Source organism: Paucisalibacillus algeriensis (assembly GCF_000577245.1).
Lineage (GTDB): Bacteria > Bacillota > Bacilli > Bacillales > Amphibacillaceae > Ornithinibacillus.
In genome coordinates, this window is sequence record NZ_CBYO010000006.1 from 26,081 (window position 1) to 51,471 (window position 25,391).

Here is a 25,391-nt window from a genome sequence, read left to right on the forward strand (position 1 = left end):
ATAGATTCAGTTTCTGTAATTAGGTGGGCATTATTCCTTTATTCTCCATATTCACTCGATGCCATATCATAAACACAAGTATTGTCCAAAGCTTTCGAGCATTATCACGTTTACCAGTTGCATGGTCGATTAATAGTTTTAGGCAGTATGATTTCTCTAGTAAATGGCCCGTTTCACTGACTAAAATTACATTCTGTGCCCAATCAAACAATTCATTTCGCAACCAATTTCCAGTTGGCACAGGAAATCCTAACTTTTTTCGTTCGACAACATGGCTCGGAACAAAATCCTTTGCTGCTTTACGTAGTATTTGTTTTGTTTGTTTTTCCGAAATTTTATACTTAACCGGAATTTTACGGGCAACTAGAAACACCTCTTTATCTAAAAATGGCGCTCTTAAGGATAGCGAGTGTGCACCTGTCATTCGATCCGCTTTTACCAATATATCTCCTGAGAGCCATGTATGGATATCGATGTATTGCATTTGATGTAATGGATGTTCCTCCTTCACTTGCTGAAATAGCTCATCTGTAATTAGTTGGTAATGATTAGCTTCATGATAGGTCTTCAGAAATTGCTTTTTTTCTTTTTCCTCAAAAATCTTCGCATTTCCAATATAGCGATCTTTTAGTGGAGTTGTACCACGTGCAAGGTAACTCTTCCCTACCACGCCTTCAGGAATAATCTCTGACAGTTTGTGGAACCACCTCAGAAACGTTAATGGTAGATGTTGAAATAACTTTAAAGACTCAAATTCCCTATAAATATTGTAACCACCAAAAAGTTCATCTGCCCCTTCTCCCGAAAGAACTACTTTTGTATATTCACTTGCCATCTTAGCGGCAAAGTATAGTGGCACACAGGAAGGATCCGCTAATGGGTCTCCCAGATACCTTACGATGGTTGGCAAACTTTCGACATACTCTTGAGGGCTAATGATATAGGAGCAATTATCCACACCTAGTTCTGCTGCTGTTTTTTGGGCAATTGGTATCTCTGAAAATCCATCTTCTTCAAATCCAACAGAAAAGGTTTTAATAGAGGGATGAAATTCCTTAGCAATACCTACTAGGAAGCTGGAATCAATTCCTCCAGATAAAAAGGCTCCTATAGACTCCTCATCTTGAATATGAGCCTTCACAGAGTCAACCATGACTTCTTGAATTCTATTGATGATTTGCTTCTCATTTCCATCTACTGGTTGGAAGGTTGCATGAAAATAGCGGTGTGTTTGGAGAGGTTGTTGAGGAGTCTTTATTAGGTAATGTCCTGGTTCTAACCTAGATATTTCTTTTGTCAAGGTCAGCGGGGTGGGCACATATTGAAAGGATAGATAGTGCTGCAATGCTTGTTCAGAAAAAGATAATTCACCTTTCACTTTCATTATCTCCTCTTTTTGATAAGAAAAAAGAAATTCTTCTTCTGTTTCCATATAATAAAATGGTCTAATGCCAAATGGATCTCTTACTGCATAGAAAGTATTTTCTTGGTTATCCCAGAGGATTATAGCAAACATCCCTCTTAGTTCACGGAAGGCATCTACTCCGTTTTCCTCAAATAAAGCTGCAACTACTTCTATTTCTGAATTAGTTTCAAAGGTATACCCTTTCTTTACAAGCCGAGTACGCAACTGTTTATAGTTATAAATCTTACCATCTAGCACTAATACAAATCGTCCTTTATACAGAATAAACTGTTCCATTTTTTCATGATTCAACTCTAGTTGATAGGTTGAATCACAATATGTGCTTGCATTGTTCGAAGTTTGATAATCGAAACTGACCTGTGTGTCCTTGGTCTGTTCATTTATCGGAATGCTAATTAAACCATACATCCTAATTTCCCCTTTTTAAATATTAGACGAATTATTTCTGATATTATATTCAAAGAAAAAAAGACTGACTCATTTTCTTATAAGCCAATCTTTCTTGGGAAATCCTTATACGATTTTCTGCTTATTTATTTGCTTACTTCTTAGCTGTCCACATGCAGCATCGATATCTGCTCCGTTTTCCCAACGGACGCCGCTGTTAATTCCATTTTTCTTCAACACTTCGTGAAACTCTTGGATAGCACTCGTTTCACTACGTTGGTACTGACCATGTTCCTCTACGGAATTGTAAGGTATTAGATTCACATATGATAAGTGACGTTTACTTCGCAGTAATTTAGCTAGCTGTAATGCCTCTTCCTTATGATCGTTAACATCCTTCAACATAATATATTCATAGGTAATACGACGATTTGAATTCTCTAGGTAGTAGTCTACTGCTTTCATAAGCTTTTCGATTGGGAATGCTTTGTTAATTTTCATTATACGTGTTCGAAGCTCATTATTTGGTGCGTGTAGGGAAATTGCTAAATTCACCTGTAACCCAGTATCTGCAAACTCATAGATTTTATGAGCCAAACCACTTGTAGAAACTGTGATATGACGTTGGCCAATTTTAAGTCCTTTTTCGTCATTTACAACGTGGATGAAATTGAGAAGATTAGTATAGTTATCGAACGGTTCGCCAATCCCCATCACAACAATGTGACTTACTCGTTCATCTTTCCCTTGCTCATCTAAATGCTTTTGAACCTTCATAATCTGTTCTACGATTTCTCCACTATCCAAGTCTCTACTTTTTCTCAGTAATCCACTTGCACAGAATGTACAACCAATATTACACCCGACTTGCGTTGTGACACAGACAGATAAGCCATAATTGAATCGCATTAACACGGTTTCAATTAAGTTACCATCCGCTAACTTAAATAGAAATTTAACCGTACCATCTTTTGATACTTGCTTTATTTCCTCATCTAAAGTTTCCACTACAAAGTTCTCTTCTAATAAAGAGATTGTTTCTTTATTAACATTTCTCATATCCGCAAAATTTTGGATACGTTTTTTATATAACCAATCCCATACTTGTTCAGCACGGAATCGTTTTTGTCCGTTTTCGATTAACCAATTTGTTAACTGTTCAAAAGTTAATCCGTAAATGGATTTTTTTGTCATTGTATACTCTCATCTCCAACATGATATATATCGTACTGTTATACAGTATTATCTTTACCTAAATCACTTTACTATCATACTTGATTCATAGGTTTGAATCAAATTAATTTTTATAGCTAAGCTAATAATTGGACTCTTTCAGACAAAATATTTATTATTGCTTATTAATGATTAGTTTCGAAAGGAGTTTTTGTGATGAAAGCCGAAAAAGCTAAGACGTTTAATCATGTACCTCTATCAGTTCTTGATCTTGCACCAATTACAGAGGGTAGTAATGCAAGTGAGTCCTTTAAGAATAGTGTTGAATTAGCACGCAACGTTGAAAAATGGGGATTTAACCGTTATTGGTTAGCCGAGCATCATAATATGCCAGGCATCGCAAGCTCTGCAACCTCTGTTGTCATTGGCCATATTGCAGGGGCAACCGAGAGTATCCGAGTTGGAGCCGGCGGGGTGATGCTCCCAAACCATGCAACACTAGTTATTGCAGAACAGTTTGGAACATTGGAAGCAATGTATCCAGGGCGAATTGACCTAGGATTAGGAAGAGCACCTGGTAGTGACCAAGCAACTGCCTACGCGTTAAGAAGAACGTTAAATATGAGTGTAGAAGATTTCCCTATGCAGGTGAATGAATTACAGGATTATTTTTCAGATGAACCTGTGTCACGTGTTAAGGCTGTACCTGGTCAAGGCATGAAAATTCCTCTTTGGTTATTAGGGTCAAGTGGCTTTAGTGCTCAACTTGCGGCGCAGAAAGGGTTACCGTTCTCGTTTGCTAGTCATTTTGCTCCTGCCTTTTTACACCAGGCATTAAGATTATACCGTGATAACTTCAAACCTTCTGACGTATTGGAGAAACCGTACGTTATGCTTGGAATAAATGTAATTGCAGCTGATACAAACGAAAAGGCAAAACGAATTGCAACATCGCAACAACAACAGTTCTTAAGTTTACGCCGTGGAAACCCAGGAAAACTACAGCCGCCAGTTGATAACTTGGAAGAAATATACTCCCCAATGGAGTTGGCAGCTGTTATGGAAACCTTGGATCCAAAGACAACGATTGTTGGAGGCCCCGAGACAGTTCGGAAGGGATTAGAGAGCTTTATCGAAGAAACAAATGCAGATGAGCTGATTATTGGTTCACAAATCTTCCATCAAGAGGACCGATTACGTTCTTATGAAATAGTGGCAGGAATGATGGAATGAAGCTGAAAACACAGCCTCACGGGGCTGTGTTTTTTGATAACTTCATAACCTTAACTATTATTATTCTTTAATCTCCAACCCTAAAATCCGTGCGAATCCCAGAGCTTGCTCGGCGGATACAATACAGCCTTGTAAGCTTTCAAGAGAAACCTGTAATCTATCAAACCTGCAGGTTGTCAAATCCACTCCAGTGAGTTTTGAATTTGTAAAATTGGCTTCGTCAATCACACAGTTCTGTAAGTCTAACTTTTGAATTTTACATTCATAGAAATCACTATTTTTTAACTGACATTCAGAAAACCTCACTTGCTTTAATTTAGAGTATCCGAAAGCACTTAAGTTCATCTGACAATTATCAAATAATACATTTTCTAGGGTTGACTCTGCGATTGTTAATCCAATCATTCTAGATTGCTTAAATTCCACACGATGAATGCTTCCTTTTGAGAGGTCAGCATTAGACAAATCACAATGATTGAAGATACAGTCGGTTAATTGAATATCGGTAAAGTCGGTTCCTTCAAATGTTACTCGATTAAATACCACTTGATCAAATACCATACGATCCATATCTTCTCTGGTTATAACACAATCTTTGAAGGTACAGTTATCATAGTAACCACGTTCCATAGGTTGAAATTCTTCTTCTTGCGGGTTATTGATTATTTTGGGCGGACTCACTTTAAAAGGCTTTACCATATCATTCTCCTCTAATTTCATATAATCTTAATGGCTAGGATTTGTTTTCTAGTAATTTCTTAATTTCATTTATTTCCTTTTGCAATTCTCCAAGCTTAATATCCGTTGGCGAAGGTGTTTCTTCCCTAGATGCCTCTTCCACATTATTGACAATTACACCAACAAATAGATTAATAATGACAAAGGCTCCGATTACGATAAACGTTACGAAGTACCACCATGCTGATGGGTCTACTGCTAGTATTGGCCTCATTACCCCGCTCGCCCACGATTCCAGTGTGATAACTTGGAAAAGGCTTAGCAGAGAGTCATGCAATGTTGCAAAATATTCTGGTGCAATATCACTAAATAGCATTGTGCCAATTACAGCATATATGTAAAAGAAAATACCTAATAATAACAAAATGGTTCCCATGGATGGGATCGTTAGTATAAGTGCATTTACCATTTTTCGTAAGGATGGAATAATGGACACTGCTCTCAATACCCGTAAAACTCTCACAACCCTTAGAACCGTAACATAATGACTTCCAACCAATAAATGCCCTAACGAAACTATTACAAAGTCAAAAATATTCCAAGGGTCTCTCACAAATTCTTTTATAGATTTTCTTCCAATTAATCGAATAATAATCTCTATTGTGAATATCCATAGTAACAGTCTGTCTCCAAAGATAATCCAATCATAGTACTTACTTGCAATAGAAGTATATGTCTCTAGCCCTACTAAAATAGCATTAATCATAATTAATACAATAATTGTATTCGTAAAAATAGGGTGTTCCGATATTTTACTACATGCTTGTCTAAATCGATTCATCAGTATTTCTTCCTCCTCCATTTAATATTTTACGGTTTGTATTATTTTCTGTCATCTATTAAATGGAATCGGCAACTTCAAAATTTGCATGATACCAAAAGCGGTATTAGAGCACTTCACTCTAATACCGCTACCCTAGCTCCTAGTTAACTACCCGCAACTTTTTGTGCAACTTCTAAAGTTCTCTTGGTCTGATGTTTAACTGCTGCTTGAACATCTTCTATCATCTTGCCATCTTGTCCTTGGGTTACACTTGTTCCATAAGGATTACCACCTGCAGCCATTAATAGCGGGTCCGTATATCCTGGTGGAACTATGATAGCACCCCAATGCATCATCGACGTGTACAGGGCAAGGACAGTTGCTTCTTGCCCCCCATGTGAATTTTGGGCAGAGGTCATGGCACTAACCACTTTATTTACTGTTTTACCAGTTGCCCAAAGCCCACCTTGCGTATCAAGAAATTGCTTCATTTGTGATGCCACATTACCAAACCGAGTCGGAACACTAAAGATAATTGCATCTGCCCATTCAATATCCTCTGATGTCGCAACTGGTACATCCTTTGTTGCATCAACATGTTCTTTCCATGCAGGATTAGAAGCGATTGCCGCTTCTGGTGCTAGCTCTGGTACCTTCACAACTTTCACTTCTGCTCCGGCATCCTTACCCGCTTCTTCAGCCCACTTTGCCAGCTGATAATTCGTTCCTGTGGAACTGTAATAAATAACTGCTAATTTTACCATTATCATTCTCCTTTTCATAAATTACAAATTACGCTTCTATTATTTACCAACCGTAATTAATTATGACTAAGAGATAGCATTTTCAATTATCTATTACTCCAAACAAAAAGACTATCCACATTTTTGTAGATAGTCTCTTTATTTAAACCAACCTTTTTCCCGAAAGCGTGAAATGGCTTCAATTCGATTACTCACATCGAGTTTATCCAATATAACCGATACGTAATTCCTAACTGTTCCAGTTGTCAAGAACAGTTGATTCGCTATTTCTTTTGTGTTTTTTCCCTCTGCAATTAATTTAATTACTTGTTCTTCTCGCTCTGATAATGGATTATCTTCCTTGTTATAGGCAATATCAATTAATTCTGGAGCGTATATTTTCCTACCGTCCATGATAACCCGAATTGAGTTTGCTAATTCTTCACTAGGACTATCTTTTAATAAATAGCCACTGACATTTGCATTACGTGCCCGTTCAAAATATCCAGATCTGGCAAACGTAGTTAAAATTATGACTTTGCAATCATATTTCTTTATTTCTTCCGCTACATCCAGCCCGCTTTTCACAGGCATTTCAATATCCATAATACAAATATCAGGTTGATGCTGATTAATCAGTTCTAAAGCCTCTTCCCCATCTTTCGCCATACCGACGACTTCCAGATCATCCTCTAAATCTAGTAATGATCCTAATGCACCGAGCAAAAGCCGTTGATCTTCAGCAATTACAATACGAATCATGACAATCTCTCCTCTGATTGTTGCTTTACAACATTTGGAATCTTTATGGATAGAACCGTACCATTTCTATTTTCAATTTCTAAGCTTCCATTGACAAAATCTAGTCGCTCTCTCATTCCACGTAGTCCATTTCCTTTTGTCAAGGCAGTACTTCCAATTCCTATTCCGTCGTCCTTTACAATAATACTAACTTCACCTGGTAATTGCTGAATCATAACCGAGCACGCTGTAGCATTACTATGTTTAACTACGTTAGTCACCGCTTCTTTCAAGCACATTCCAAGAACATTCTCTACTAATAATGGTGTACGATCAAGAACAGGATTACCTTCCAGATGAAAATTCATTTCGGCAGCCCCTATTACCTGTTGGGCGTGGTTAATCTCATCCTCTAATTTAGTACTTCGCATATCAGAAACCATTTCTCGAACTTCTTTTAATGCGTTTCTTGCTGTTTGGTGAATATCCAGTATTTCTTTATGAACCTTTTCGGGATGTTTTTGTAACAACCTCCCAGCTAAATCGCTTTTCAATCCAATAAGAGATAGTTTTTGTCCTAACGTATCATGTAAATCACGAGCAATACGCTGCCTTTCTTCCATCACCATTAATTGGGAAATCCGAACATTCGCATCTTCTAATTGATGTTCAAGTTTTTCACGTTTTATTCGATTATACATGTTGAAAGGCAAAAGTATGACACCAATGACACTTATTATGATAAATGGAAGCTGTGAAAAGAAGATTTGGCTTTGCGTAAAAAATCCAAGAGTTGTTGCTGAAATAGTCGTAACTAAGTGGACTACATAAAGTGTAATAAATCCGGCTTTATTTTGGATATTTCCTATATAAAAGGCAAGAAATAATGAAAAATAGACATAGCCAAAATAGAGTGTCATCCCAATACTGATTGCCATCTCAATACCTACCGACAAATAAACGGTCCAACCTTTTTTTATATAGGATAAACGAAAGGTGGTAAAGAAAACTACAATCATTAACACCCCAATGAAAACCTCAGTTGGAGTAGAGAACCTGATGATGAAATAGAACGGAAGAATACAGAATACAACCCAAATATAGATGCTTAGACCAGTATTCTTCGAAAAAATATGATACCACTTTTGCATTTTCTTCCTCCTATTTCATGTTTAGATAGAGTATAGCAGATATCAGGCATTACAAAAACCCTTCCATTCCAAGTAATGAAGGGTTTTTCCAGAAATTACTTTTCTTGTACGCTAGTTTTCTGTGTAGGGATTTGCAAGCCGGATTTTGGTTCCTTCAAGTGGTCTTTAATTTCCTTAAAGCTCACGAATGTTTTACTTGCTTCATCATATAAACGGAATCGAATAGATTGCAAGCTAGTCTTAAGTGTAATGGTCGTTGCTTTTTGTAATGGCGGTGTAGATTCATGCGCTTTTTCTAGATTGTAATTCGGTACCCTCGGGCTTAAGTGGTGTACATGGTGATAACCTATACTACCTGTTAACCATTCAATTACCTTAGGCAACTTATAATAAGAGCTTCCGTCTACTGCTGCTTTTACATAATCCCATTCTTCTTCATTTTCAAAATAGGAATCCTCGAACTGGTGTTGAACATAAAACAACCAGATACCTGCTGCACCGGCAATAAACAATATAGGAAGTTGTATGATTAGGAAGGCCTGCCAGCCAATTGCCCAAATCAATAGTGCATAAATCCCTACGATTGAAACGTTAATAAGATACGTATTGATTCGTTCTTTCCGTTTTGCACCTTTGCGATTAAATCGATTTGAAACTAAAAACAGGTAAAGCGGTCCTAATCCAAACATAATGATGGGGTTTCGGTATAAGCGATACGCTAATCTACCCCAAAATGATGCTTGCACATACTCATCCACGGTCATAACCCATACATCACCTATGCCACGTTTATCTAAGTTACTACTTGTTGCATGATGGATAGAATGGCTCCATTTCCACTTTTCAAACGCGAAATGCGTGATAATACCTGTAATGGTTCCAACAACCCTGTTGGCTTTTTTGTTTTGAAAAAATGACATATGTGTACAATCATGGAAAATAATAAAGGTCCGAACTACAAATCCCGCAGCTAATACGATACAAGGTATTGATAGCCAAATGGAAATTGCAAGACTCTGATATGCAAGGAACCAAAGTAGAAAAAATGGAATTATCGTATTAATCATTTGAAAGATACTAGCCCTTGTATTTGATTTAGCAAATGGTAATACACTTTTTCTTAATTGTGCTTGTTTTTGTTTACTCACTATATTCCTCCTAGTCATTCAAGTTATTAGTTATATAATAGGTGGAATTCTATCGTTTTATAAGTCATACTCGTCAGGATTTTAATATGACATTTGTCATATCATTAAGGGGAAATAGATAACTTCCCCTTAATCCACAATAAAAAGGTGATGATTTTCATCATCACCACTGCTTGTACTATTCTTCCTTAAATTCGTTTCTTAATCCTCACCCTTAGAAAGATGAAGTGGTGGTGGTACAAGCCAGCCTTTATCTTTATTTAACTGAAGAAGCTTAGCACCAAATGCTGCTTTTTGGGTATGTATCTTCCCAAACAATGCTGAAATATCTTCACGTATACACTGACCCATCACGGTACTAGCTGCTACTAACCCAGCAGCGGCATCAGCAGACATTTTTCCTGCAATTTCATTATCCATAAAACGAGCACCAGTTGGAATGGATTCTAAATCAGCTGTAGGTCGTTCCGGTGGAGTTGGCGGTAAACCAACACCATTCGCTTTTAACAATGCTTCTATTTCAGTTATGTCCTGTTTCCCTTGTTCAATTGCCTCTTGAATTAGTTTTTTCAAGTCCTCATCCCCGGCATGGTTTAATAAGGTTTGGTATGCAGCGACCATTGCTTTCCCAGAAAACGCAGCTGACCAAACTCCAAAAACCTCACCATAATGCATCGGTTCATCTGTTGGATTTCCACTTAATATTCCCATTGCAATCCTCCTTATCACATTCAATCTTTGTGCCACCTTTCTAATATTGCACATACTTAGATTGTCTAATTCTAGGAATTTTAAACGATAATTAATTTATTTCCTTAAACTCTTTTATTTTCATGAAAATAAATGGTTTTATGTCGTATTTAATTAGTATAATGATACTAAAACAATTACTGGAGGGGGAGTTATGGATATACACACTATTCTAAATCGGTTGTCAGCAAAAGAACCAGGTATTATGGGAATGGAGGATTTCAAACAGTCAGCTGTTCTCATTCCACTAGTTGATGTTAATGGGGAAACACATATATTATTTGAAGTTCGGTCCATGAAATTGCGAAGCCAACCGGGAGATATATGCTTTCCTGGGGGCAGGATCGATTCAACTGACCCAACTCCAATGGATTGTGCAATTCGCGAAACGATGGAAGAACTCGGAGTTAATAAGGATACTATAGTAGACGTAACACCGATAGACTATGTAGTATCAGACATGGGAAGAATCATTTATCCTTATGTTGGAAAACTTCAACACACAAGTGAAATCACTCCTAACGAAACGGAAGTAGGGGAATATTTCACAGTACCTTTATCTTATCTACTGAACACCACTCCAGAATCCTATAAAGTAAACTTCAAGGTAATACCCGAAGAAAATTTTCCGTTTGACTTAATTGTAGGTGGAGAAGATTATAACTGGAAGATTCGCCATATTAATGAGTTGTTTTACCGGTATGAGGACCGAGTTATATGGGGATTAACAGCAAAGATTTTAACACACTTTTTAAAATTAATTAAGTGTTAAGGAGACCACGTTGGATGGCAGGTCCTTATTATTCATCTTGGATTCGTTGTGAGAGTGAAATGATGAATGGCACTACTGCATAAGTTGAACAATAATTCCTTCTAAATAGAAAGCGGCTAGGATTTCATAATCCCAGCCACTTTTAGTTTACTCCCAATTTATTTCAACAGGCATTACAGACCTTATTTCCTCTTTGTACATTTCCCATTCATTTTCTTTCATCCATATACGAATAACACCATGATCTTCATTTGTTCGGATTAAACGTCCAATACCCTGACGAAGCCTTAGTAGCATGTACGGAGCATCTACTTCTTTTTCAGGATTTGCTACATGTTTCCGCTTTGATTTGAAAACTGGGTCATGTGGCGGGAATGGAAGCGATGAAATAATTACTTGGCTTAAAGCCTCACCCGGAACATCGAGCCCTTCCCATAAGTGGTATGCACATAAGACCGAATCTGTTTGAGATTGAAAGTGATTTACGGTTTCGCTAATCTCATAGTCTCCTTCAAATAAGAGCTTAAACGGCCAATCCTTCTCTCTTGTCCAACTTCGAAATTCATTCATTTCCTCTATATTAGAGAATAAAACTAGCGTGCTTCCGTTATTTTCAAGGATTTGGTTGCCAATTTGATTCCACTTTTTCTCCTTATTTTGTTCCATATGACCGAGCAGCTGCATTTGTTCTTCATAATCAAATGGTGATTCCACCGAAAACGAATCATATGCCTCAATACCAAGGCTTGTGGCCAAATAAGAAAAGTCTCCACCTTGTGATAGGGTTGCAGAAGAAAATACAAATGGGATGTTTTTTGAAAACACCTCTTTTTTTAACACATCTTCTACAAGTCTTGGCATAAGCACTAAGGTAGTTGTCTCTTTATTTTCTTCAATCCAAAAAATCCCTTCATCTTCTTTGAGGAAAATGGATAGACCATAATGATAGAACTCCAAATATTCCTCAATGATTTTGAGATGATACCCATCAATCGTAAACATCTCCGCATCAAATACTAGCTGGTCTAGTAGCTTTTCAACTTTTCCATATAGATTTGATACTAATTCTAGCATCACCTTTGTGGCTTCTACTTCTTTACGGTTAGATCCAGCTATATCTCTAGCTGAATTGCTAAGAATATCAAACCAGTCTTCGTGCAAGGTTAAAATATCCTCAATTAGGTATAAAGATTCTTCGCGTACATCTTGTCCCATGTAGCCGGTAAGCACCTGATTAAGTGTCTCTGAATGAAAACGATAAGTAAGACCTTTTTGTGCAGAAAACTCCAGTAAATGTCCTTCATCAAAAATTACAGTGCTTGCTTCCGGGAGCAATGGAATTTGCCCTTCACGCTTTCTTGAATCTTTTGTCCATACGTGTTCCATATAGAAATCATGTGAGCAAATGATAAGGTCATTCGCATGACGATAATACTCACGATTTAATGTTTGTCCACTTCGATGTCTCAATTGACAGGTAGAACACTGTTGGAGTGGATCCCAAGCAATTTTATCCCATGTTTCATCAGACACCCATGGATATTCTTTCCGGTCGCCATATCTTTCAAAAATCTTTTTAGCTGAGCTAGTATCAAAGACGAAATCAGGTATTTCATCGTATACTCTTGTAACATCTTGATCATCTGTTTCACTAATCAAGTGGTCCAGTTTTCGAGCACAAACATAATTTTCTCTTGCTTTCGCTAACCTCACATCTACCTCAAGCCCTACTGCATTTTCAAGCTTTTCGATGTCTCCACCTGTTTTAACAAGCTGTTCAATCAAGGTTTCGTCTGCACAGGAGATAATTGCTGGTTTACCGATGTAACGAGCATAACAAATCGCATATAGTAGATAGGCAAACGTTTTCCCTGTACCAACGCCAGCCTCGGCGAATATAGTGCGCTTCTCCTTAAAAGCTTTTTCCAACTGAAAGGCCATAAAAATTTGTTCATCACGAGTTTCATAACCTTGTTCAGGTAAAATATCATAGAAAACATCGCCGACATAATCGCCTAGTTTTTCATAGAAGTTTTCAGTTTTTGAGACTTGAAATGGTAAAGCACTTTTATTATTTGGCATTTAGTTCCCTCATTTTTACATTTTTAACATAGGAATAATTCTATCATGATGGCCAACCCTTTTACTATCTTTTGCATTTTATTTAAGGAAAGTAAGTGGGAGCTGTTAAATTAAAATCTCTTTAAAGATGGAGCACTTATTACATCACTTTTAATTAATTGCTTTTAGTTCATTCAAAGCACAGTATCACTCGCTCTAAATCGAAATAATTTTTCATTCCCTGTTCTTCTAACTAATTCATTTTTAAGTTCCATGTAGTCATTTTCCGTAAGCCACTCTCCATGGAAAGTTATTTCTTTGTTGTTAATTAATTTGATTGTGATTATTTTGCGGTCATAGTCATGAAATTCAACACAATGAGCTATATCGTAATAATTTGCCCTTTTTGTTAGTAATAATGGACCTCGATTAACTTCAAGTTCATTCGGTGTTAAATAAATATAATCCTGACTGGAACTATTCATGTAGTGGATTCCACGAACCACTCCTGTTAACACAGGAAGTAATCCAAGGATAAGAAATAGTAGCTCCAAGTCATGGTATTGTTGCATTGCCATAATCGTAGAAATAATGGCAATGATTGCAGCAAAAAATGATCCAAATGCTTTTTTATACCAATCACCAGTACCTGCAAATCGATATCCCATATTCAACCACACCTTTATTTATGTATAGCTTTTATACGAAATTGTTGTTTAATTTGTTTCATTAAAAATATAACCGATTATCCTTCCTCCAGAAAGATAATCGGTTATACATGTTCTATATAATAAGCAATTCCTAATGTTCTGCAATAGGGCTATTCTACCGTTGGCAAGTAACATGTTAATGTATTATGTTTATATATCTTAAAAATACTTATAATATTATAGTCCTACTTCATCCGCTGCATAATTAGCATCTTCACTACTATAACCTTCGTATATCAATTGATCTACTAATCCGCTTCTCGAAAACGCAGTATAATCTAAGTAATCCTGAGCTGCCTTTACTGCTTGCTCTCTCCAATTTACACTAATATTCTCTACTGCATAAGTTGCATCGCTATTACTGTAGCCTTCATACTCTAACTGTTCAATTAAACCGCTTTTTGAAAATGCTGTGTAATCCAAGTAATCTTGTGCCGCTTTCGTTGCCTGTTCTGTCCAATTCACATTGAGTTTCTCCACTGCATATGTAGCATCACTATTACTGAAACCTTCATACTCTAACTGCTCTATTAAGCCAGTTTTTGAAAATGCAGTATATGCCAAATATTCTTCTGCCATTTTTACTGCTTGCTGTTGCTCCATTGTTTCGTTATTTTCTTCTTCTACTTTCTCTTCTTCTTTCTTATCCTCCTCTACTTTGGCTTCCTCTTCTTCCTTATCTACTTCTTCTTTCTCTTCTTCTATTGCCACTTCTTCTGTACTTTGATCAGACTCAGTAGTATTTTCTACTTTGTCTTCTTTATTTGCATCGTTATCCGTTTCGACACCTTCAGTACACGCAACCAATACCGTCATTACCATAAAAGTTAATAAGACCATTAATATTTTCTTCATTATAAAATTACCTTCCTTATATAAAATTGTTTTTTTACCTAGTAAATTTATAATAACACGTAATGGGTACAAAGAAGTAAAATAGTTCTTATTTACTATAAATAAAATGATGAAGATCCACTGGCTCAACTCTCAAGCCACTACTAGAAGCATGAGTGTACGATGATAATGGTGCCGTAAACATTAATAAGCCGGTACAAAAATATAGTTTTACAGTTTAATAGATAATAGAAAGTGAGGGATTACTATAGCTGTTACAATTACATTCGGAATCAGAAAGGTGGTGTGAGTAAATCTTCGACATCTGCAACCACTGCTTTTCTACTTGCTGAAAAAGGCTACAAAGTATTAGCAATTGATATGGACTCCCAAGCAAATAGTTATATTTTACCATGGTGTAATATAAAAAAGGCTTGGAGTTGCCCCCGAAAGCCCAGTGCATTACCTTTTCTGTATTAGTACTAAACTAAAGTCGCCAACTGCATCTTTCTCGTACAAATTGGTAACGGAAGTGGAATAGTTTTGGATTTCTGCTTGAAATTCTAAATTTTTTTCTGGTACTTTAACAAGAAAATCATTTTTGTATAATTCCGTGGTCACATCATGATAGTAATCATGAGTAACTTTAAATTCTACTTCTAATAGATGGAGTTTATCTTCACTCTTTTCAACCCATGTATCATTCAAGCTCTCAACTTCAATTTCTAAATCATTTAACCAGATTGTGTACACTATGCTGTTCACCTCGATTATTTTTGGATAAATGTACTTGGCATGACAACCGCTATTACTTCACCTTTAACCACGCATACGTCCCCAGCATAAACTTCTGTCTGGACTTTCCACTTCTTTGGATGAATTTCTTCAACCGTACCAACTGCTTTTAAGGCTACACCATTTGGGGTTGGCTTCAAAAAGTCTACCTTTAAAGATCCGGTAACAAATCTTGGTGGTTCTTCACCATCCCCTGGCTCATGACCATTTTTGCGATGTAAAGCAAGGGCAGCAGAACCAGTTCCATGACAATCAACCAGTGAGGCAATTACTCCTCCATACACAAAACCTGGAATTGCCATTTGATCTTCTCGAGGAGTATAAATTGTTACGGTTTTATCTCCATCCCAGCCAGTTCTTAAGTGGAGACCACTCTCATTTAATTTTCCACAACCATAACACCATGAATAATCATCTGCATAATCATCCTGAATAGCATGCTTAACGTTTTCCACCACTTCTCCCACTCCTTTTTTCTCGAATATCTTGTTCTACCCGTTCATATATATATTCCAGATGACAACAAGAGCTTTTACCCTTATAATAAACATAATTGTTTTGTAAATACAATTTTAAAAATTTAAAAATAGAAAGGTGAGAATATGGGAAAACGAATTTTTTATTTCCTGCTAACAAACGTTTTAGTACTTTTAACGATTAGTATTATTTTTAGTGTTTTACCGATTGGCAACTACATTACGAGTAGTGGAAACATTGACTTTCTGCAATTGCTAATTTTTAGTGCTGTCATTGGTTTTACAGGAGCTTTCATTTCTTTAGCCATTTCACGTTGGATGGCGAAAAAAATGATGGGTGTACAAGTTATTAATCCAAATGGTCCAATGAATGAACATGAAAAAGCTGTTGTAGAAAAAGTGCACCGCTTGTCTAGATCTGCTGGACTCATGCATATGCCTGAGGTTGGAATCTATCAATCTCCTGAAGTAAATGCCTTTGCGACTGGTCCTTCTAAGAAGCGTTCTATGGTAGCTGTTTCCACGGGCTTACTACAAGAAATGGATGACGATGCCATTGAGGGCGTTATTGCACATGAGGTAGCACATATCGCTAATGGGGATATGGTTACCATGACATTACTACAAGGTGTGGTGAACACATTTGTAGTATTCTTGTCACGAGTAGCAGCATTTATCGCTTCCCGCTTCGTTAAAGAAGAGCTTGCGCCAATCGTACATTTTATTGCCATTATTATTTTCCAAATCATTTTCTCAATCTTAGGTAGTATCGTAGTTTACGCATACTCCAGACACCGTGAGTACCATGCAGACCGTGGTGGTGCGGATTTAGCTGGGAAAGATAAAATGCGTCACGCACTTGAAAGCTTAAAAGCATATACGAATCGAATTAAAGGTGGCGAGGATACATCTATCGCCACTCTAAAAATTAGCAACAGACGTAAATCGTCATTATTCTCCACACACCCAGATTTAGATGATCGTATTAAGCGTCTTGCATAATGCATATAGGAGTGCTCCTAATTAGGAGTACTCTTTTTTCTTTACTTTGAAACACTTTTTGCCTAGACATACATATATTTACCATATAAACCTATAAAAGAGGTGGAAGAATGTATTATCAAGCTAACCCATATATTCGTAACCAATTTCCTACTAGGCAAAATAAACATAAAGTCACGGTCTTTGGGGAAGGTTCCGTTCTGGCACAGCCAGATCAAGCAACTGTAGTATTAGGTGTTATCACGGAGAACAGAAACCTGCAACAAGCCCAACAAACAAATGCCACTGAAACTACAAATGTGATTAACGCTATTCTTAGCAGTGGAATTCCTCGAGAAAAAATCCAAACAACTGAATTTCGAATTGATATTGATTATGACTTTCAAGATGGTAAACAGGTATTTCGTGGATACCGGGTAACTAATCTACTTACCGTAACCATTGACAATATTGATAAAGTCGGCGAAATAGTAGACATAGCAGTGAATAACGGGGCAAATACTGTACGAAATATTAACATGACCGTTTCGAATCAAGACCGCTATTACCAACGAGCACTTGCAAATGCGATTAAAAACGCACAGGAAAAGTCATTGTTAGTTGCGGATACGTTAGGTGTTTCCATTAATGAAATTCCAGACCAATTAAAAGAACTTACAAGTACCTCACCCGAACCACCAAGACCATTTGTTTTAGGTGTTTCTACCGAAAATGCAGCTACTACACCAATTGAGGCTGGTCAATTCAAAATAACTGCACTTGTTGAAGCAATTTTTCATTATTAAAAAGAGGAGGGACAATCCTCCTCTCATCATTAATCATGATCTTCCATATGATGTTGTAAATAAAACTTGTCGTCGTTATTTTCAAATGGAAATATTTCTAACTCCTTAGCTTCTGCCGCATAATTCTCAAAGATTTCATTTAAAATCTCTTTAGGCTTTTTGCCCTCTGTGTCCATTCCTAGTTTCTCTGCAGAGTCGTAAATCTTTGCTTCGTGAATATCCATAACAATTTCATGTTCTTTTTTTCCTTCTGTTTCCACACCATAGGATTCTGCCTCACGATCTAGAATTGCCTTTCTTACTTCATCCAAAAGGTCGTCAACTTCTTTTCCTTCTGTTTCTATCCCCAATTCCTTTGCTTTTGCTTTAAACTTAGCATCCAATACTTCTTCCGCTAAATCATCATAGTCTTTCCCTTCTACTTCAATACCTAGTTGTTTTGCTTCTTTCATTACTTTGGCCTGATGAATTTCCATGGCTAATTCTTTTATATCTTTTCCTTCGGTATCTATACCCAGTTCACTAGCTTTCTTCATTAGCTTTGCTTCTTTTACTTCTTTTGCTAGTGTTGTGAGGTCTTTTCCTTCTGTTTCAATACCCAGTTCTTTTGCTTTATACTTTATCCATGCTTCATGCTTATGTACGTCTTTCTTCCCATGCTCTTTTGGTTTTTCCTCATCTTTGTCCTTACTAATGAAGTCAAACCAAGCATTATCTGTGTTTGTTTCTCCGAATACAGTCGAAATCTGCCATGCACTAGCGATTAGTACGGTCATTAATACGATAAAGAACTTAGTTTTCATTCTTTTTCTTCCTTTCTTGTATGTTTTTTCCTTTAAATTCATTTGTTACTATTTCCCAAAATGGAAAATACATGAATAAGTTGTTGGATATTTTTGCAGTACAGCCCCTAGAATAAAAGATCATTTCTAACAGATTCTTCATTTTTTACTAGTCTAACTTCCGTTTCTTTGATACTCTTAGAGATGGAAAGCGTTTCCGGATATAGTATCCCAGAAAGACTAGCACACTAGATTTCTACCAGGGGATGGGGGTAAAATAGATGAAAAATTTAGTTATTCTAGGTGGTGGCTATGGAGGGATCAAGGTTGCTCTAGGTTTGGTCGATAAGGGCTTACCTGAGGACATTAACCTGACAATTGTTGATCGGAATCCATATCAATCACTAAAAACAGAATTTTATACCATTGCAGCTGGTACAGTTGCAGATCGGGAAGTACGTGTAGATTTTCCAAAGCATAATCAAATTAATTATGTCTTTTCAGAGGTTGACAAAGTAGATCTTGAAAATCAACAAATTATCTTCCGTGATTTGAGCCAGATTGTTCCATATGACTACCTAGTTGTGGCATTAGGATGTGAAGACAATTACCATGGTATTGAAGGGGCAGAACTTTACACGGAAAGTGTACAAACTTTCGCTAATGCACGCAAAACCGGTCTAGCAGTTGGCAATTTAAAAGCCGGAGGAAAGGTTACCATCGTTGGGGCAGGTTTAAGTGGAATTGAAGTAGCTTCAGAGATTCGTGAAAGCCGAGCAGACCTTAATGTTCGCTTATTAGACAGAGGTGGGTCAGTTCTTAAAGCATTTGATCCAAGAATTCAAGGTTATGTAGCTGATTGGTTTAATAAAAATGATGTGGAAGTATTACATCATGCGAATGTAGAATATGTTGAAAAAGATGGCGTGTGTAATAATGGTGTATGTTATGTGAATGATGTAACGATCTGGACAGCTGGTGTTCGTCCAAATCGGGTGGTCCGAGAATTACCTTTCAAAAAAGACAATCAAGAAAAAATCGTGGTCAACGAGTTCTTTCAGGTACCTCAACAGAAAAATGTTTATGTAATCGGGGATTGTGCATCTTCTGTTTATTCACCAAGTGCACAGTTAGCCGGTATTCAAGGGGAACAAACTGCGGCTGTTCTAAACTCTATTTTGCGTAATCAAGAACCAAAAGTACCAAAGGAGATTCGCTTAAAAGGTACACTTGGGTCACTTGGAAAAAATGATGGCTTTGGAAATATGATGAAACAGCCATTGGTAGGTATTGTTCCTAGATTAGTTAAGACTGGGGTTTTATGGTTGAATAAACGACATTAATGGTTAAGGCTTTTCCATGAGGGTATAAATCTTCAGGAAAAGCCTTTATCTTTATTCATCCTTCTTATTCACTTGTTTTTTCTGGTTATTCATCATTAATGTCAAAGGTTTATCTGTTCCTGTTAGAAATTTATACAGAACAGAAGATGTTAACTTGTAGCTCTCTTCTATTTTGTCTGCAATATATCCAGTCCGTTCAAATATAATGGAACGCAAATTGCTAAGTTGCAGATTGGACTTCTCCATTAATGCCTCTTGATTCTCTAATTGGTCCATCACTCTATCTTGCTTTTCATGTTGTGAAGAAACTTGATCTGCCATGATCTGCTGCTTATCCGCCATTTCGCCAATCTTGTTAGAGAATTGCTCGTTTGTCGTATCGAGCTTCATTAATTGCTGCATTATATCTTCGTTGGATTGATGAATCCGATAAATTTCCTTCAATATATCCTGGTTAACTGTACTATTTTCGTGGGCAATACGATGAAGTTCCTGACTATTACGTTCTAGCATCGTAATCCACTCCCTCGTCTGTTTTTCAAACTCCTCATGATGTTTGTTTTTTTCCTTGATTAGGTTAATATCTTGAACAACATTTCGCCATCTATTTCCCTCGTTATATCGCTGCTTTTGGAATGATATCCGGAGACTTTTCATCGACTTTTGAAACACATCATTTACTCGGTATTGTTCAGCTAATAGTTCCTTTAAGTAATCACTTTTAAAATACGATTGGTTTGGTCCTTCAATAGAGTCGTTATTCTTAAAAAGATTTGGATGTGAATTGGTATTTATAAATAAGCTCACCATTCCCTCTCCTTTTTCCACCTAAATTCAATACTTTATACTATGCTAAAGGAGAATTGGATGGGACAAAAAACCTAAAATCAAAATACAAAATTTCAACACATATCACTAGAAAAATAAAACTAGTTTAACCGCTCAATAATTTCAGAAAAATTATAATTGATGCTATAATTTAGTTGTATGAAAATATTAATCTTTCTATAATCCCCATCCGTACAGGATATCCACAGGTAGTCATCTTAATATCATTGCGCGCATTGCTATCTGAATACTCTTTCTATTTCCTTTTATTTATGAAGAAGGGTGGTCATATATGGACAATATCAAAGAAACCATAAAAGAAGTTATTTTATCTATTTTACCGATTACCATCATCATTACTATTTTACAATTTACATTAATTTGGCTCCCAATGGAGGTATTTATCCGATTTTTAATTGGTGCTCTGATGGTTGCTGTTGGACTTATCTTATTCTTATTAGGTGTTAGTGTTGGCTTGCAGCCTGTTGGAGAGTTAATTGGATCTGCGCTCTCCAAAACAAAAAAAGTATGGATGATTGTATTATTCGGATTTATATTAGGGGTTGTTGTAACAATTGCAGAACCTGATGTACGAGTGCTTGGTACTCAAGTTGATAGTGTATCTGGTGGTGCAATACCGCAATCTATATTAATATTATCCGTTGCTCTTGGGGTTGGGATTTTTGTTGGATTAGCAATGCTTCGTATTATATTAAATGTTAATATCGTATATTTATTAATTGTTGGTTATGCAATCGCGTTCATGCTTGCTGCATTTACACCGCCTACCTTTGTTCCAATTTCTTTTGATTCTGGTGGTGTAACTACTGGACCATTAACTGTACCGTTTATTTTAGCTCTAGGTGTCGGGGTAGCTACGGTTATTCGTGGTAAAACGTCTTCTAGCGACGGTTTTGGATTAGTTGCACTTGCATCCATTGGCCCTATTATTTCCGTTCTATTGTTAGGGGTGATTTATGGATGAAGCTGCACATTTTTGAAGGTTTTACAGACGTACTGTTGGAAGTATTTAGTGCATTAGCACCTTTAGCGATTCTTTTTATGTTCTTTCAGTTATTCTTTTTAAAGCTACCAATTAAACGAATAATTGATATTGGGATAGGATTTTTACTAACATTTTTAGGTCTTTCGATTTTTTTACAAGGGGTCCATATAGGATTTCTTCCTGTAGGGGAATTAATGGGACAAAAACTGGGCTCATTACCTAATAAGTGGATTTTGTTACCAATAGGATTTATTATCGGATTCTTTGTTGTTTATGCTGAACCAGCAGTTAGTGTACTAATTAATCAAGTAGAAAAAGTATCAGGAGGGTATATTCCTGGGAAGATTCTTTTATATACGTTATCCATTGGTGTAGGGCTAGCGATTATTGCTGCCTTTGTCCGAATATTTTTGGGTATTTCCCTATGGTATTTTATCGTACCAGGTTATATAATAGCACTAATCATGGTTAAATTTTCATCCAAAACATTTACATCAATAGCATTTGATTCCGGTGGAGTAGCAACTGGTCCGATGACAGCAACCTTTCTTCTAGCATTATTTGTAGGAGTTGCCTCTGTAACAGAAGGAAGAGATCCTCTTCTTGATGGATTTGGTATGGTTGCACTTGTTGCACTTGCACCAATATTAAGTGTTCTCACCCTCGGAACCTTATTCGGTAGGAAGGAGAAAAAACAAAATGCCGCGAACCAAGCTCGGGTCAAAGCTGATCATCACGATCGTTAAAAAGGAAAAGGCAAAAAGCATAGTTCAAGCTACGAAGAAAGCTGGTGCAAAAGGCGGAACAACTCTCCTAGGAAATGGTTTTCGGGCTGATGAAAAAATGCGTTTTATGGGCATCCCAGTAGAAAGAGAACGAGAAGTTATCTTTACATTAGTAAATGATGATATTTACTCTAACGTACTTGATGCGATAATAACCACAGCAAAATTAAATAAACAAAAGCAAGGGATTGCTTTTGTCTTGAATACTAAAAATGTAACAGGAATATGCCATATGATTGGAATTGATATAGAAGATGATAGTGATGAGGAGGCTTCAATCACCATGAATGAGGGGAAAATTCTTTACGATTTAGTTATCACCATCGTGAATAAGGGTGACTCAGAAAAAGTGGTTGACGCTTCAAAGAAGGCTGGCGCTGAAGGTGGAACCATTATCAATGGTCGGGGCACTGGTATTCACGAACAAGCAAAACTATTTAACATTCTAATTGAGCCAGAAAAAGAAGTTGTACTGACACTTATTACCAGAGATAAAACAGAGGCTGTTCTTGATGCCATTAATAAGGACGCCGAGTTAAATACTCCGGGTAAGGGGATTGCATTTGTGTTAGAAGTTGAAAAAACAGTTGGCATCAATCATCTACTTAACAATGTGGTTAGTGAAAAGATGAATGAGAAATAACGAGATACAAGAAAGGCATTCGCACATAGCGAATGCCTTTTTAGTTAGTCTTTGCTATTTAAGTATTCGTCTAGCTTGTCGCTACCATGAGCGGAACTATTCTTATATTGGCTTTTTCTGCCGTTTCGGTGTTCACCATGATTTTTATTTTCTTTAAACATATTGTTGAATTCTTTTTCTTTGTTAACCAATGACTATCGCCTCCTTGGGGGTAGTTTTTGAGTGAATTAAAAAGTTATACAATTTAAATGCAGAAGTCAGCATCTAATTAGGGATTATCATGATCATGTTGACCCTGAATTCTTTCAAATAGTTCTTGAGAACAGGTCTCATAATCATTTCTGCGCCTAACTCACTCAAATAGTTCTTGAGAACAGGCTTCATGATCATTTCTGCGCTTATCTCACTCAAATAGTTCTTGAGAACAGGCTTCATGATCATTTCTGCGCTTATTTCACCCAAATAGTTCTTGAGGATGGTCTTCATGAACAATTCAACTCAAATTTCCATAAAAAAGTTCATGAGAATGGCTCCTAATGAACTTTTTCAACGACGATTCCCATTCTAAATATCCTTCACAACCATCCTATAGTAAAAGACGAGCAGAACACCTACTCATCTTTTAACTAGTTACAGTTGCTATCTTTTTATTCACTTTTGCCTCAAGTGCTTCCGCTACACTTTTACCAGCAATTCTTCCACTAAATAAACAGCCCCCAAGAAACGTACCTTCTAGCGATCGATATCCATGAACGCCACCCCCACCAAATCCAGAAACCTCTCCAGCAGCATATAAACCCGGTATTGGTTCTCCATTGTCATCTAATACTCTGGCAGACAAGTCTGTTTGTAGTCCACCTAGTGTTTTTCTGCTAAGTATGTTCAATCGAACAGCAATCAATGGTCCGTTTTTAGGATCCAGAATTTTATGTGGTGAAGCAATGCGAATCAACTTGTCACCTCGATAATTTCGTGCACCTCTAAGAGCTGTAACCTGAAGGTCTTTTGTGAATGTATTATCCATTTCACGGTCTCTTGCAATAATTTGTCTTTCAATTTCTTTCACATCTAATAAGTGATTCCCTGTTAGTTTATTCATTTCATCAACTAACTCATTTAAGTTATCTGCAACAATAAAATCCTCTCCTTGATCCATAAACGCTTTCACTGGTGCGGGTGGTCCTGGTAATACTCTTGTTAACAGCTTACGAATACTTTTTTCCGTTAAGTCAGGATTTTGTTCCGAACCAGATAAGGCAAATTCCTTTTCAATTATCTTCTCTGTCAAAATAAACCATGAGTAATCACAGCCTGTTTTCATAATAGCTTCTAATGTGCCTAATGTATCAAATCCCGGAAAATTAGGTGCAGGGAATCTTCTCCCTCGTGCATCTAACCAAATGGATGAAGGTCCAGGTAGAATTCTAATTCCATGTAATGGCCAAATTGGATCCCAATTTCTTATTCCTTCCGTGTAATGCCACATCCGGTCACGGTTCACAATTCTACCACCTATATTAGCTGTAATATCAAGCATACGTCCATCGACATGGGTAGGAACTCCAGATATCATCGTTTCCGGTGGATTCCCTAACCTATTGGGCCAATTTTTCTTAATTAAATCAAAATTAGCTCCAATTCCCCCACTAGCAACGATAATTGCCTCTCCGTAATATTCAAATTCTCCTACAACATTTCGAGAACTTTCCTCCCCTCTTTTGGAACTACTTGACTCAAGTATAGCTCCCTGTATCCCGATCACACATCCATTTTCTTGAAGTAATTGATCCACTCGATGTCTAGGCCGATAATCCACAACCCCTGCATCCATATACTCTCTAATTCTAGATTCAAATGATTTCACAATTCCCGGTCCTGTCCCCCAGACAATATGAAAACGTGGAACAGAATTTCCATGTCCCTCAGCTAAATATCCACCACGTTCTGCCCATCCGACAACTGGAAAGAATCGTATTCCTAAACTTCTAAGCCACTCTCGCTTCTCCCCAGCAGCAAAATTCACATAGGCCTCTGCCCATTTTCTCCCCCAATAATCTTCATCATCGTCACGATCAAATCCTGCCGTTCCTAGCCAATCCTGCCATGCTAACTCTTTTGAATCCTTAATCCCCATACGACGTTGTTCGGGCGAATCGACAAGAAATAAACCACCAAATGACCACCAAGCTTGTCCACCAAATGATGCATCTGGTTCTTGATCTACTAACAACACCTTTTTACCTGTATCAGCAAGTTCCTTCGTTGCTACTAATCCAGCTAGCCCAGCTCCTACAACAATTACATCATATTTCATTT

27 protein-coding genes are annotated in these 25,391 nt (G+C 37.0%); 9 read left to right on the plus strand and 18 right to left on the minus strand.

All coding sequences use genetic code 11. From position 1 onward, the window contains the following. Nucleotides 1-19 precede the first annotated feature (19 nt). Nucleotides 20-1,834: an asparagine synthase (glutamine-hydrolyzing) gene (gene asnB, locus TY11_RS04125; protein WP_052345717.1), complete on the minus strand. Its 1,815-nt coding sequence runs from the start codon at nt 1,832-1,834 to the stop codon at nt 20-22. Nucleotides 1,835-1,939: 105 nt separating this feature from the next. Beyond that, nucleotides 1,940-3,007 (minus strand): dual-specificity RNA methyltransferase RlmN, encoded by a 1,068-nt coding sequence (rlmN, locus tag TY11_RS04130; RefSeq protein ID WP_042143199.1) that lies wholly within the window; start codon nt 3,005-3,007, stop codon nt 1,940-1,942. A 195-nt stretch (nt 3,008-3,202) separates the two neighbouring features. On the opposite strand from rlmN, the gene TY11_RS04135 reads away from it, so the two are divergent. After that, nucleotides 3,203-4,219 (plus strand): LLM class flavin-dependent oxidoreductase, encoded by a 1,017-nt coding sequence (locus tag TY11_RS04135; RefSeq protein WP_197025052.1) that lies wholly within the window; start codon nt 3,203-3,205, stop codon nt 4,217-4,219. Between the two features lie 60 nt (nt 4,220-4,279). Here TY11_RS04135 and TY11_RS04140 read toward each other — a convergent pair whose 3' ends face one another. From TY11_RS04140 to TY11_RS04170, 7 genes are all read right to left on the minus strand, one after another. Next, on the minus strand, nt 4,280-4,918 hold the full coding sequence (locus tag TY11_RS04140) for a pentapeptide repeat-containing protein (RefSeq protein WP_042143205.1): 639 nt from the start codon (nt 4,916-4,918) through the stop codon (nt 4,280-4,282). A 34-nt stretch (nt 4,919-4,952) separates the two neighbouring features. After that, nucleotides 4,953-5,738 (minus strand): ion transporter, encoded by a 786-nt coding sequence (locus TY11_RS04145; protein ID WP_042143208.1) that lies wholly within the window; start codon nt 5,736-5,738, stop codon nt 4,953-4,955. Nucleotides 5,739-5,884: 146 nt separating this feature from the next. Beyond that, nucleotides 5,885-6,490, minus strand: coding sequence for an NAD(P)H:quinone oxidoreductase (wrbA, locus tag TY11_RS04150; protein WP_042143209.1), 606 nt, complete (start codon nt 6,488-6,490; stop codon nt 5,885-5,887). 132 nt (nt 6,491-6,622) lie between these two features. Next, nucleotides 6,623-7,225: a response regulator transcription factor gene (locus tag TY11_RS04155; RefSeq protein WP_042143211.1), complete on the minus strand. Its 603-nt coding sequence runs from the start codon at nt 7,223-7,225 to the stop codon at nt 6,623-6,625. Further along, the gene (locus TY11_RS04160; protein ID WP_042143213.1) at nt 7,222-8,355 is read right to left on the minus strand and encodes a sensor histidine kinase; all 1,134 of its coding nucleotides are present in this window, start codon (nt 8,353-8,355) and stop codon (nt 7,222-7,224) included. The genes TY11_RS04155 and TY11_RS04160 overlap by 4 nt, the downstream gene beginning before the upstream one ends. A 95-nt stretch (nt 8,356-8,450) precedes the next feature. Next, nucleotides 8,451-9,503: a Delta(5) desaturase DesA gene (desA, locus tag TY11_RS04165; RefSeq protein WP_042143216.1), complete on the minus strand. Its 1,053-nt coding sequence runs from the start codon at nt 9,501-9,503 to the stop codon at nt 8,451-8,453. Between the two features lie 201 nt (nt 9,504-9,704). Next, a complete protein-coding gene (locus TY11_RS04170) occupies nt 9,705-10,214 on the minus strand; it encodes a DUF3231 family protein (protein ID WP_042143218.1) in 510 nt (169 codons plus the stop codon). 193 nt (nt 10,215-10,407) lie between these two features. On the opposite strand from TY11_RS04170, the gene TY11_RS04175 reads away from it, so the two are divergent. Continuing rightward, complete coding sequence (locus tag TY11_RS04175; protein ID WP_042143220.1) at nt 10,408-11,025, plus strand: NUDIX hydrolase; 618 nt, start codon at nt 10,408-10,410, stop codon at nt 11,023-11,025. 147 nt (nt 11,026-11,172) lie between these two features. Here TY11_RS04175 and TY11_RS04180 read toward each other — a convergent pair whose 3' ends face one another. The 3 genes from TY11_RS04180 to TY11_RS04190 all read right to left on the minus strand — a co-directional run bounded on the left by TY11_RS04180 (nt 11,173) and on the right by TY11_RS04190 (nt 14,651). Beyond that, nucleotides 11,173-13,107, minus strand: coding sequence for an ATP-dependent DNA helicase (locus TY11_RS04180; protein WP_042143222.1), 1,935 nt, complete (start codon nt 13,105-13,107; stop codon nt 11,173-11,175). A gap of 173 nt (nt 13,108-13,280) precedes the next feature. Next, nucleotides 13,281-13,754 carry a hypothetical protein gene (locus TY11_RS04185; protein WP_042143225.1) on the minus strand — a complete coding sequence of 158 codons (474 nt, stop codon included), beginning with the start codon at nt 13,752-13,754 and terminating at the stop codon, nt 13,281-13,283. Between the two features lie 219 nt (nt 13,755-13,973). Beyond that, nucleotides 13,974-14,651, minus strand: a complete 678-nt coding sequence (locus TY11_RS04190; protein ID WP_081755826.1) for an Ltp family lipoprotein — start codon at nt 14,649-14,651, stop codon at nt 13,974-13,976. Between the two features lie 285 nt (nt 14,652-14,936). Here TY11_RS04190 and TY11_RS21070 point away from each other — a divergent pair, with 285 nt between their 5' ends. Then, entirely contained in the window at nt 14,937-15,110 is a 174-nt protein-coding gene (locus tag TY11_RS21070) for a ParA family protein (RefSeq protein ID WP_155982663.1), read from the plus strand. Here the strand turns inward: TY11_RS21070 and TY11_RS04195 are convergent. Then, nucleotides 15,093-15,383, minus strand: coding sequence for a DUF3219 family protein (locus TY11_RS04195; protein WP_231495772.1), 291 nt, complete (start codon nt 15,381-15,383; stop codon nt 15,093-15,095). The genes TY11_RS21070 and TY11_RS04195 overlap by 18 nt on opposite strands. Nucleotides 15,384-15,400: 17 nt before the next feature. Next, nucleotides 15,401-15,883: a PaaI family thioesterase gene (locus TY11_RS04200; RefSeq protein ID WP_042143226.1), complete on the minus strand. Its 483-nt coding sequence runs from the start codon at nt 15,881-15,883 to the stop codon at nt 15,401-15,403. Between the two features lie 144 nt (nt 15,884-16,027). Here TY11_RS04200 and htpX point away from each other — a divergent pair, with 144 nt between their 5' ends. Both htpX and TY11_RS04210 read left to right on the plus strand, forming a co-directional pair. Further along, a complete protein-coding gene (gene htpX / locus TY11_RS04205) occupies nt 16,028-16,903 on the plus strand; it encodes a protease HtpX (protein WP_042143229.1) in 876 nt (291 codons plus the stop codon). 110 nt (nt 16,904-17,013) lie between these two features. Next, the gene (locus TY11_RS04210) at nt 17,014-17,688 is read left to right on the plus strand and encodes an SIMPL domain-containing protein (RefSeq protein WP_042143231.1); all 675 of its coding nucleotides are present in this window, start codon (nt 17,014-17,016) and stop codon (nt 17,686-17,688) included. Between the two features lie 29 nt (nt 17,689-17,717). Here the strand turns inward: TY11_RS04210 and TY11_RS04215 are convergent, their stop codons facing one another. Next, the gene (locus tag TY11_RS04215) at nt 17,718-18,491 is read right to left on the minus strand and encodes a hypothetical protein (protein WP_042143233.1); all 774 of its coding nucleotides are present in this window, start codon (nt 18,489-18,491) and stop codon (nt 17,718-17,720) included. A 260-nt stretch (nt 18,492-18,751) separates the two neighbouring features. Between TY11_RS04215 and TY11_RS04220 the strand changes: the two genes are divergently transcribed. After that, the gene (locus TY11_RS04220) at nt 18,752-19,813 is read left to right on the plus strand and encodes an NAD(P)/FAD-dependent oxidoreductase (RefSeq protein ID WP_042143236.1); all 1,062 of its coding nucleotides are present in this window, start codon (nt 18,752-18,754) and stop codon (nt 19,811-19,813) included. A gap of 51 nt (nt 19,814-19,864) precedes the next feature. Here the strand turns inward: TY11_RS04220 and TY11_RS04225 are convergent, their stop codons facing one another. Beyond that, nucleotides 19,865-20,620 carry a hypothetical protein gene (locus tag TY11_RS04225; protein WP_042143238.1) on the minus strand — a complete coding sequence of 252 codons (756 nt, stop codon included), beginning with the start codon at nt 20,618-20,620 and terminating at the stop codon, nt 19,865-19,867. Nucleotides 20,621-20,933: 313 nt separating this feature from the next. Here TY11_RS04225 and TY11_RS04230 point away from each other — a divergent pair, with 313 nt between their 5' ends. From TY11_RS04230 to TY11_RS04240, 3 genes are read left to right on the plus strand one after another with little or no spacing between them, the layout of a single operon-like run. Further along, nucleotides 20,934-21,626: a DUF1538 domain-containing protein gene (locus TY11_RS04230; RefSeq protein ID WP_042143241.1), complete on the plus strand. Its 693-nt coding sequence runs from the start codon at nt 20,934-20,936 to the stop codon at nt 21,624-21,626. Next, on the plus strand, nt 21,623-22,393 hold the full coding sequence (locus tag TY11_RS04235; RefSeq protein ID WP_042143244.1) for a DUF1538 domain-containing protein: 771 nt from the start codon (nt 21,623-21,625) through the stop codon (nt 22,391-22,393). The genes TY11_RS04230 and TY11_RS04235 overlap by 4 nt, the downstream gene beginning before the upstream one ends. Further along, on the plus strand, nt 22,347-23,075 hold the full coding sequence (locus tag TY11_RS04240) for a P-II family nitrogen regulator (RefSeq protein WP_042143247.1): 729 nt from the start codon (nt 22,347-22,349) through the stop codon (nt 23,073-23,075). The genes TY11_RS04235 and TY11_RS04240 overlap by 47 nt, the downstream gene beginning before the upstream one ends. Before the next feature lie 44 nt (nt 23,076-23,119). Here the strand turns inward: TY11_RS04240 and TY11_RS20630 are convergent, their stop codons facing one another. Next, nucleotides 23,120-23,266 (minus strand): hypothetical protein, encoded by a 147-nt coding sequence (locus TY11_RS20630; protein WP_197025053.1) that lies wholly within the window; start codon nt 23,264-23,266, stop codon nt 23,120-23,122. A 431-nt stretch (nt 23,267-23,697) separates the two neighbouring features. Next, on the minus strand, nt 23,698-25,389 hold the full coding sequence (locus tag TY11_RS04250) for an FAD-binding dehydrogenase (protein WP_042143252.1): 1,692 nt from the start codon (nt 25,387-25,389) through the stop codon (nt 23,698-23,700). Nucleotides 25,390-25,391: the final 2 nt, after the last annotated feature.

Coding starts and splice junctions, on each gene's coding strand:
- asnB (WP_052345717.1), bottom strand. CDS start 1,834: ATGTATGGTTTAATTAGCATTCCGATAAATGAACAGACCAAGGACACA.
- rlmN (WP_042143199.1), bottom strand. CDS start 3,007: ATGACAAAAAAATCCATTTACGGATTAACTTTTGAACAGTTAACAAAT.
- TY11_RS04135 (WP_197025052.1), top strand. CDS start 3,203: ATGAAAGCCGAAAAAGCTAAGACGTTTAATCATGTACCTCTATCAGTT.
- TY11_RS04140 (WP_042143205.1), bottom strand. CDS start 4,918: ATGGTAAAGCCTTTTAAAGTGAGTCCGCCCAAAATAATCAATAACCCG.
- TY11_RS04145 (WP_042143208.1), bottom strand. CDS start 5,738: ATGAATCGATTTAGACAAGCATGTAGTAAAATATCGGAACACCCTATT.
- wrbA (WP_042143209.1), bottom strand. CDS start 6,490: ATGATAATGGTAAAATTAGCAGTTATTTATTACAGTTCCACAGGAACG.
- TY11_RS04155 (WP_042143211.1), bottom strand. CDS start 7,225: ATGATTCGTATTGTAATTGCTGAAGATCAACGGCTTTTGCTCGGTGCA.
- TY11_RS04160 (WP_042143213.1), bottom strand. CDS start 8,355: ATGCAAAAGTGGTATCATATTTTTTCGAAGAATACTGGTCTAAGCATC.
- TY11_RS04170 (WP_042143218.1), bottom strand. CDS start 10,214: ATGGGAATATTAAGTGGAAATCCAACAGATGAACCGATGCATTATGGT.
- TY11_RS04175 (WP_042143220.1), top strand. CDS start 10,408: ATGGATATACACACTATTCTAAATCGGTTGTCAGCAAAAGAACCAGGT.
- TY11_RS04180 (WP_042143222.1), bottom strand. CDS start 13,107: ATGCCAAATAATAAAAGTGCTTTACCATTTCAAGTCTCAAAAACTGAA.
- TY11_RS04185 (WP_042143225.1), bottom strand. CDS start 13,754: ATGGGATATCGATTTGCAGGTACTGGTGATTGGTATAAAAAAGCATTT.
- TY11_RS04190 (WP_081755826.1), bottom strand. CDS start 14,651: ATGAAGAAAATATTAATGGTCTTATTAACTTTTATGGTAATGACGGTA.
- htpX (WP_042143229.1), top strand. CDS start 16,028: ATGGGAAAACGAATTTTTTATTTCCTGCTAACAAACGTTTTAGTACTT.
- TY11_RS04210 (WP_042143231.1), top strand. CDS start 17,014: ATGTATTATCAAGCTAACCCATATATTCGTAACCAATTTCCTACTAGG.
- TY11_RS04215 (WP_042143233.1), bottom strand. CDS start 18,491: ATGAAAACTAAGTTCTTTATCGTATTAATGACCGTACTAATCGCTAGT.
- TY11_RS04220 (WP_042143236.1), top strand. CDS start 18,752: ATGAAAAATTTAGTTATTCTAGGTGGTGGCTATGGAGGGATCAAGGTT.
- TY11_RS04230 (WP_042143241.1), top strand. CDS start 20,934: ATGGACAATATCAAAGAAACCATAAAAGAAGTTATTTTATCTATTTTA.
- TY11_RS04235 (WP_042143244.1), top strand. CDS start 21,623: ATGAAGCTGCACATTTTTGAAGGTTTTACAGACGTACTGTTGGAAGTA.
- TY11_RS04240 (WP_042143247.1), top strand. CDS start 22,347: ATGCCGCGAACCAAGCTCGGGTCAAAGCTGATCATCACGATCGTTAAA.
- TY11_RS04250 (WP_042143252.1), bottom strand. CDS start 25,389: ATGAAATATGATGTAATTGTTGTAGGAGCTGGGCTAGCTGGATTAGTA.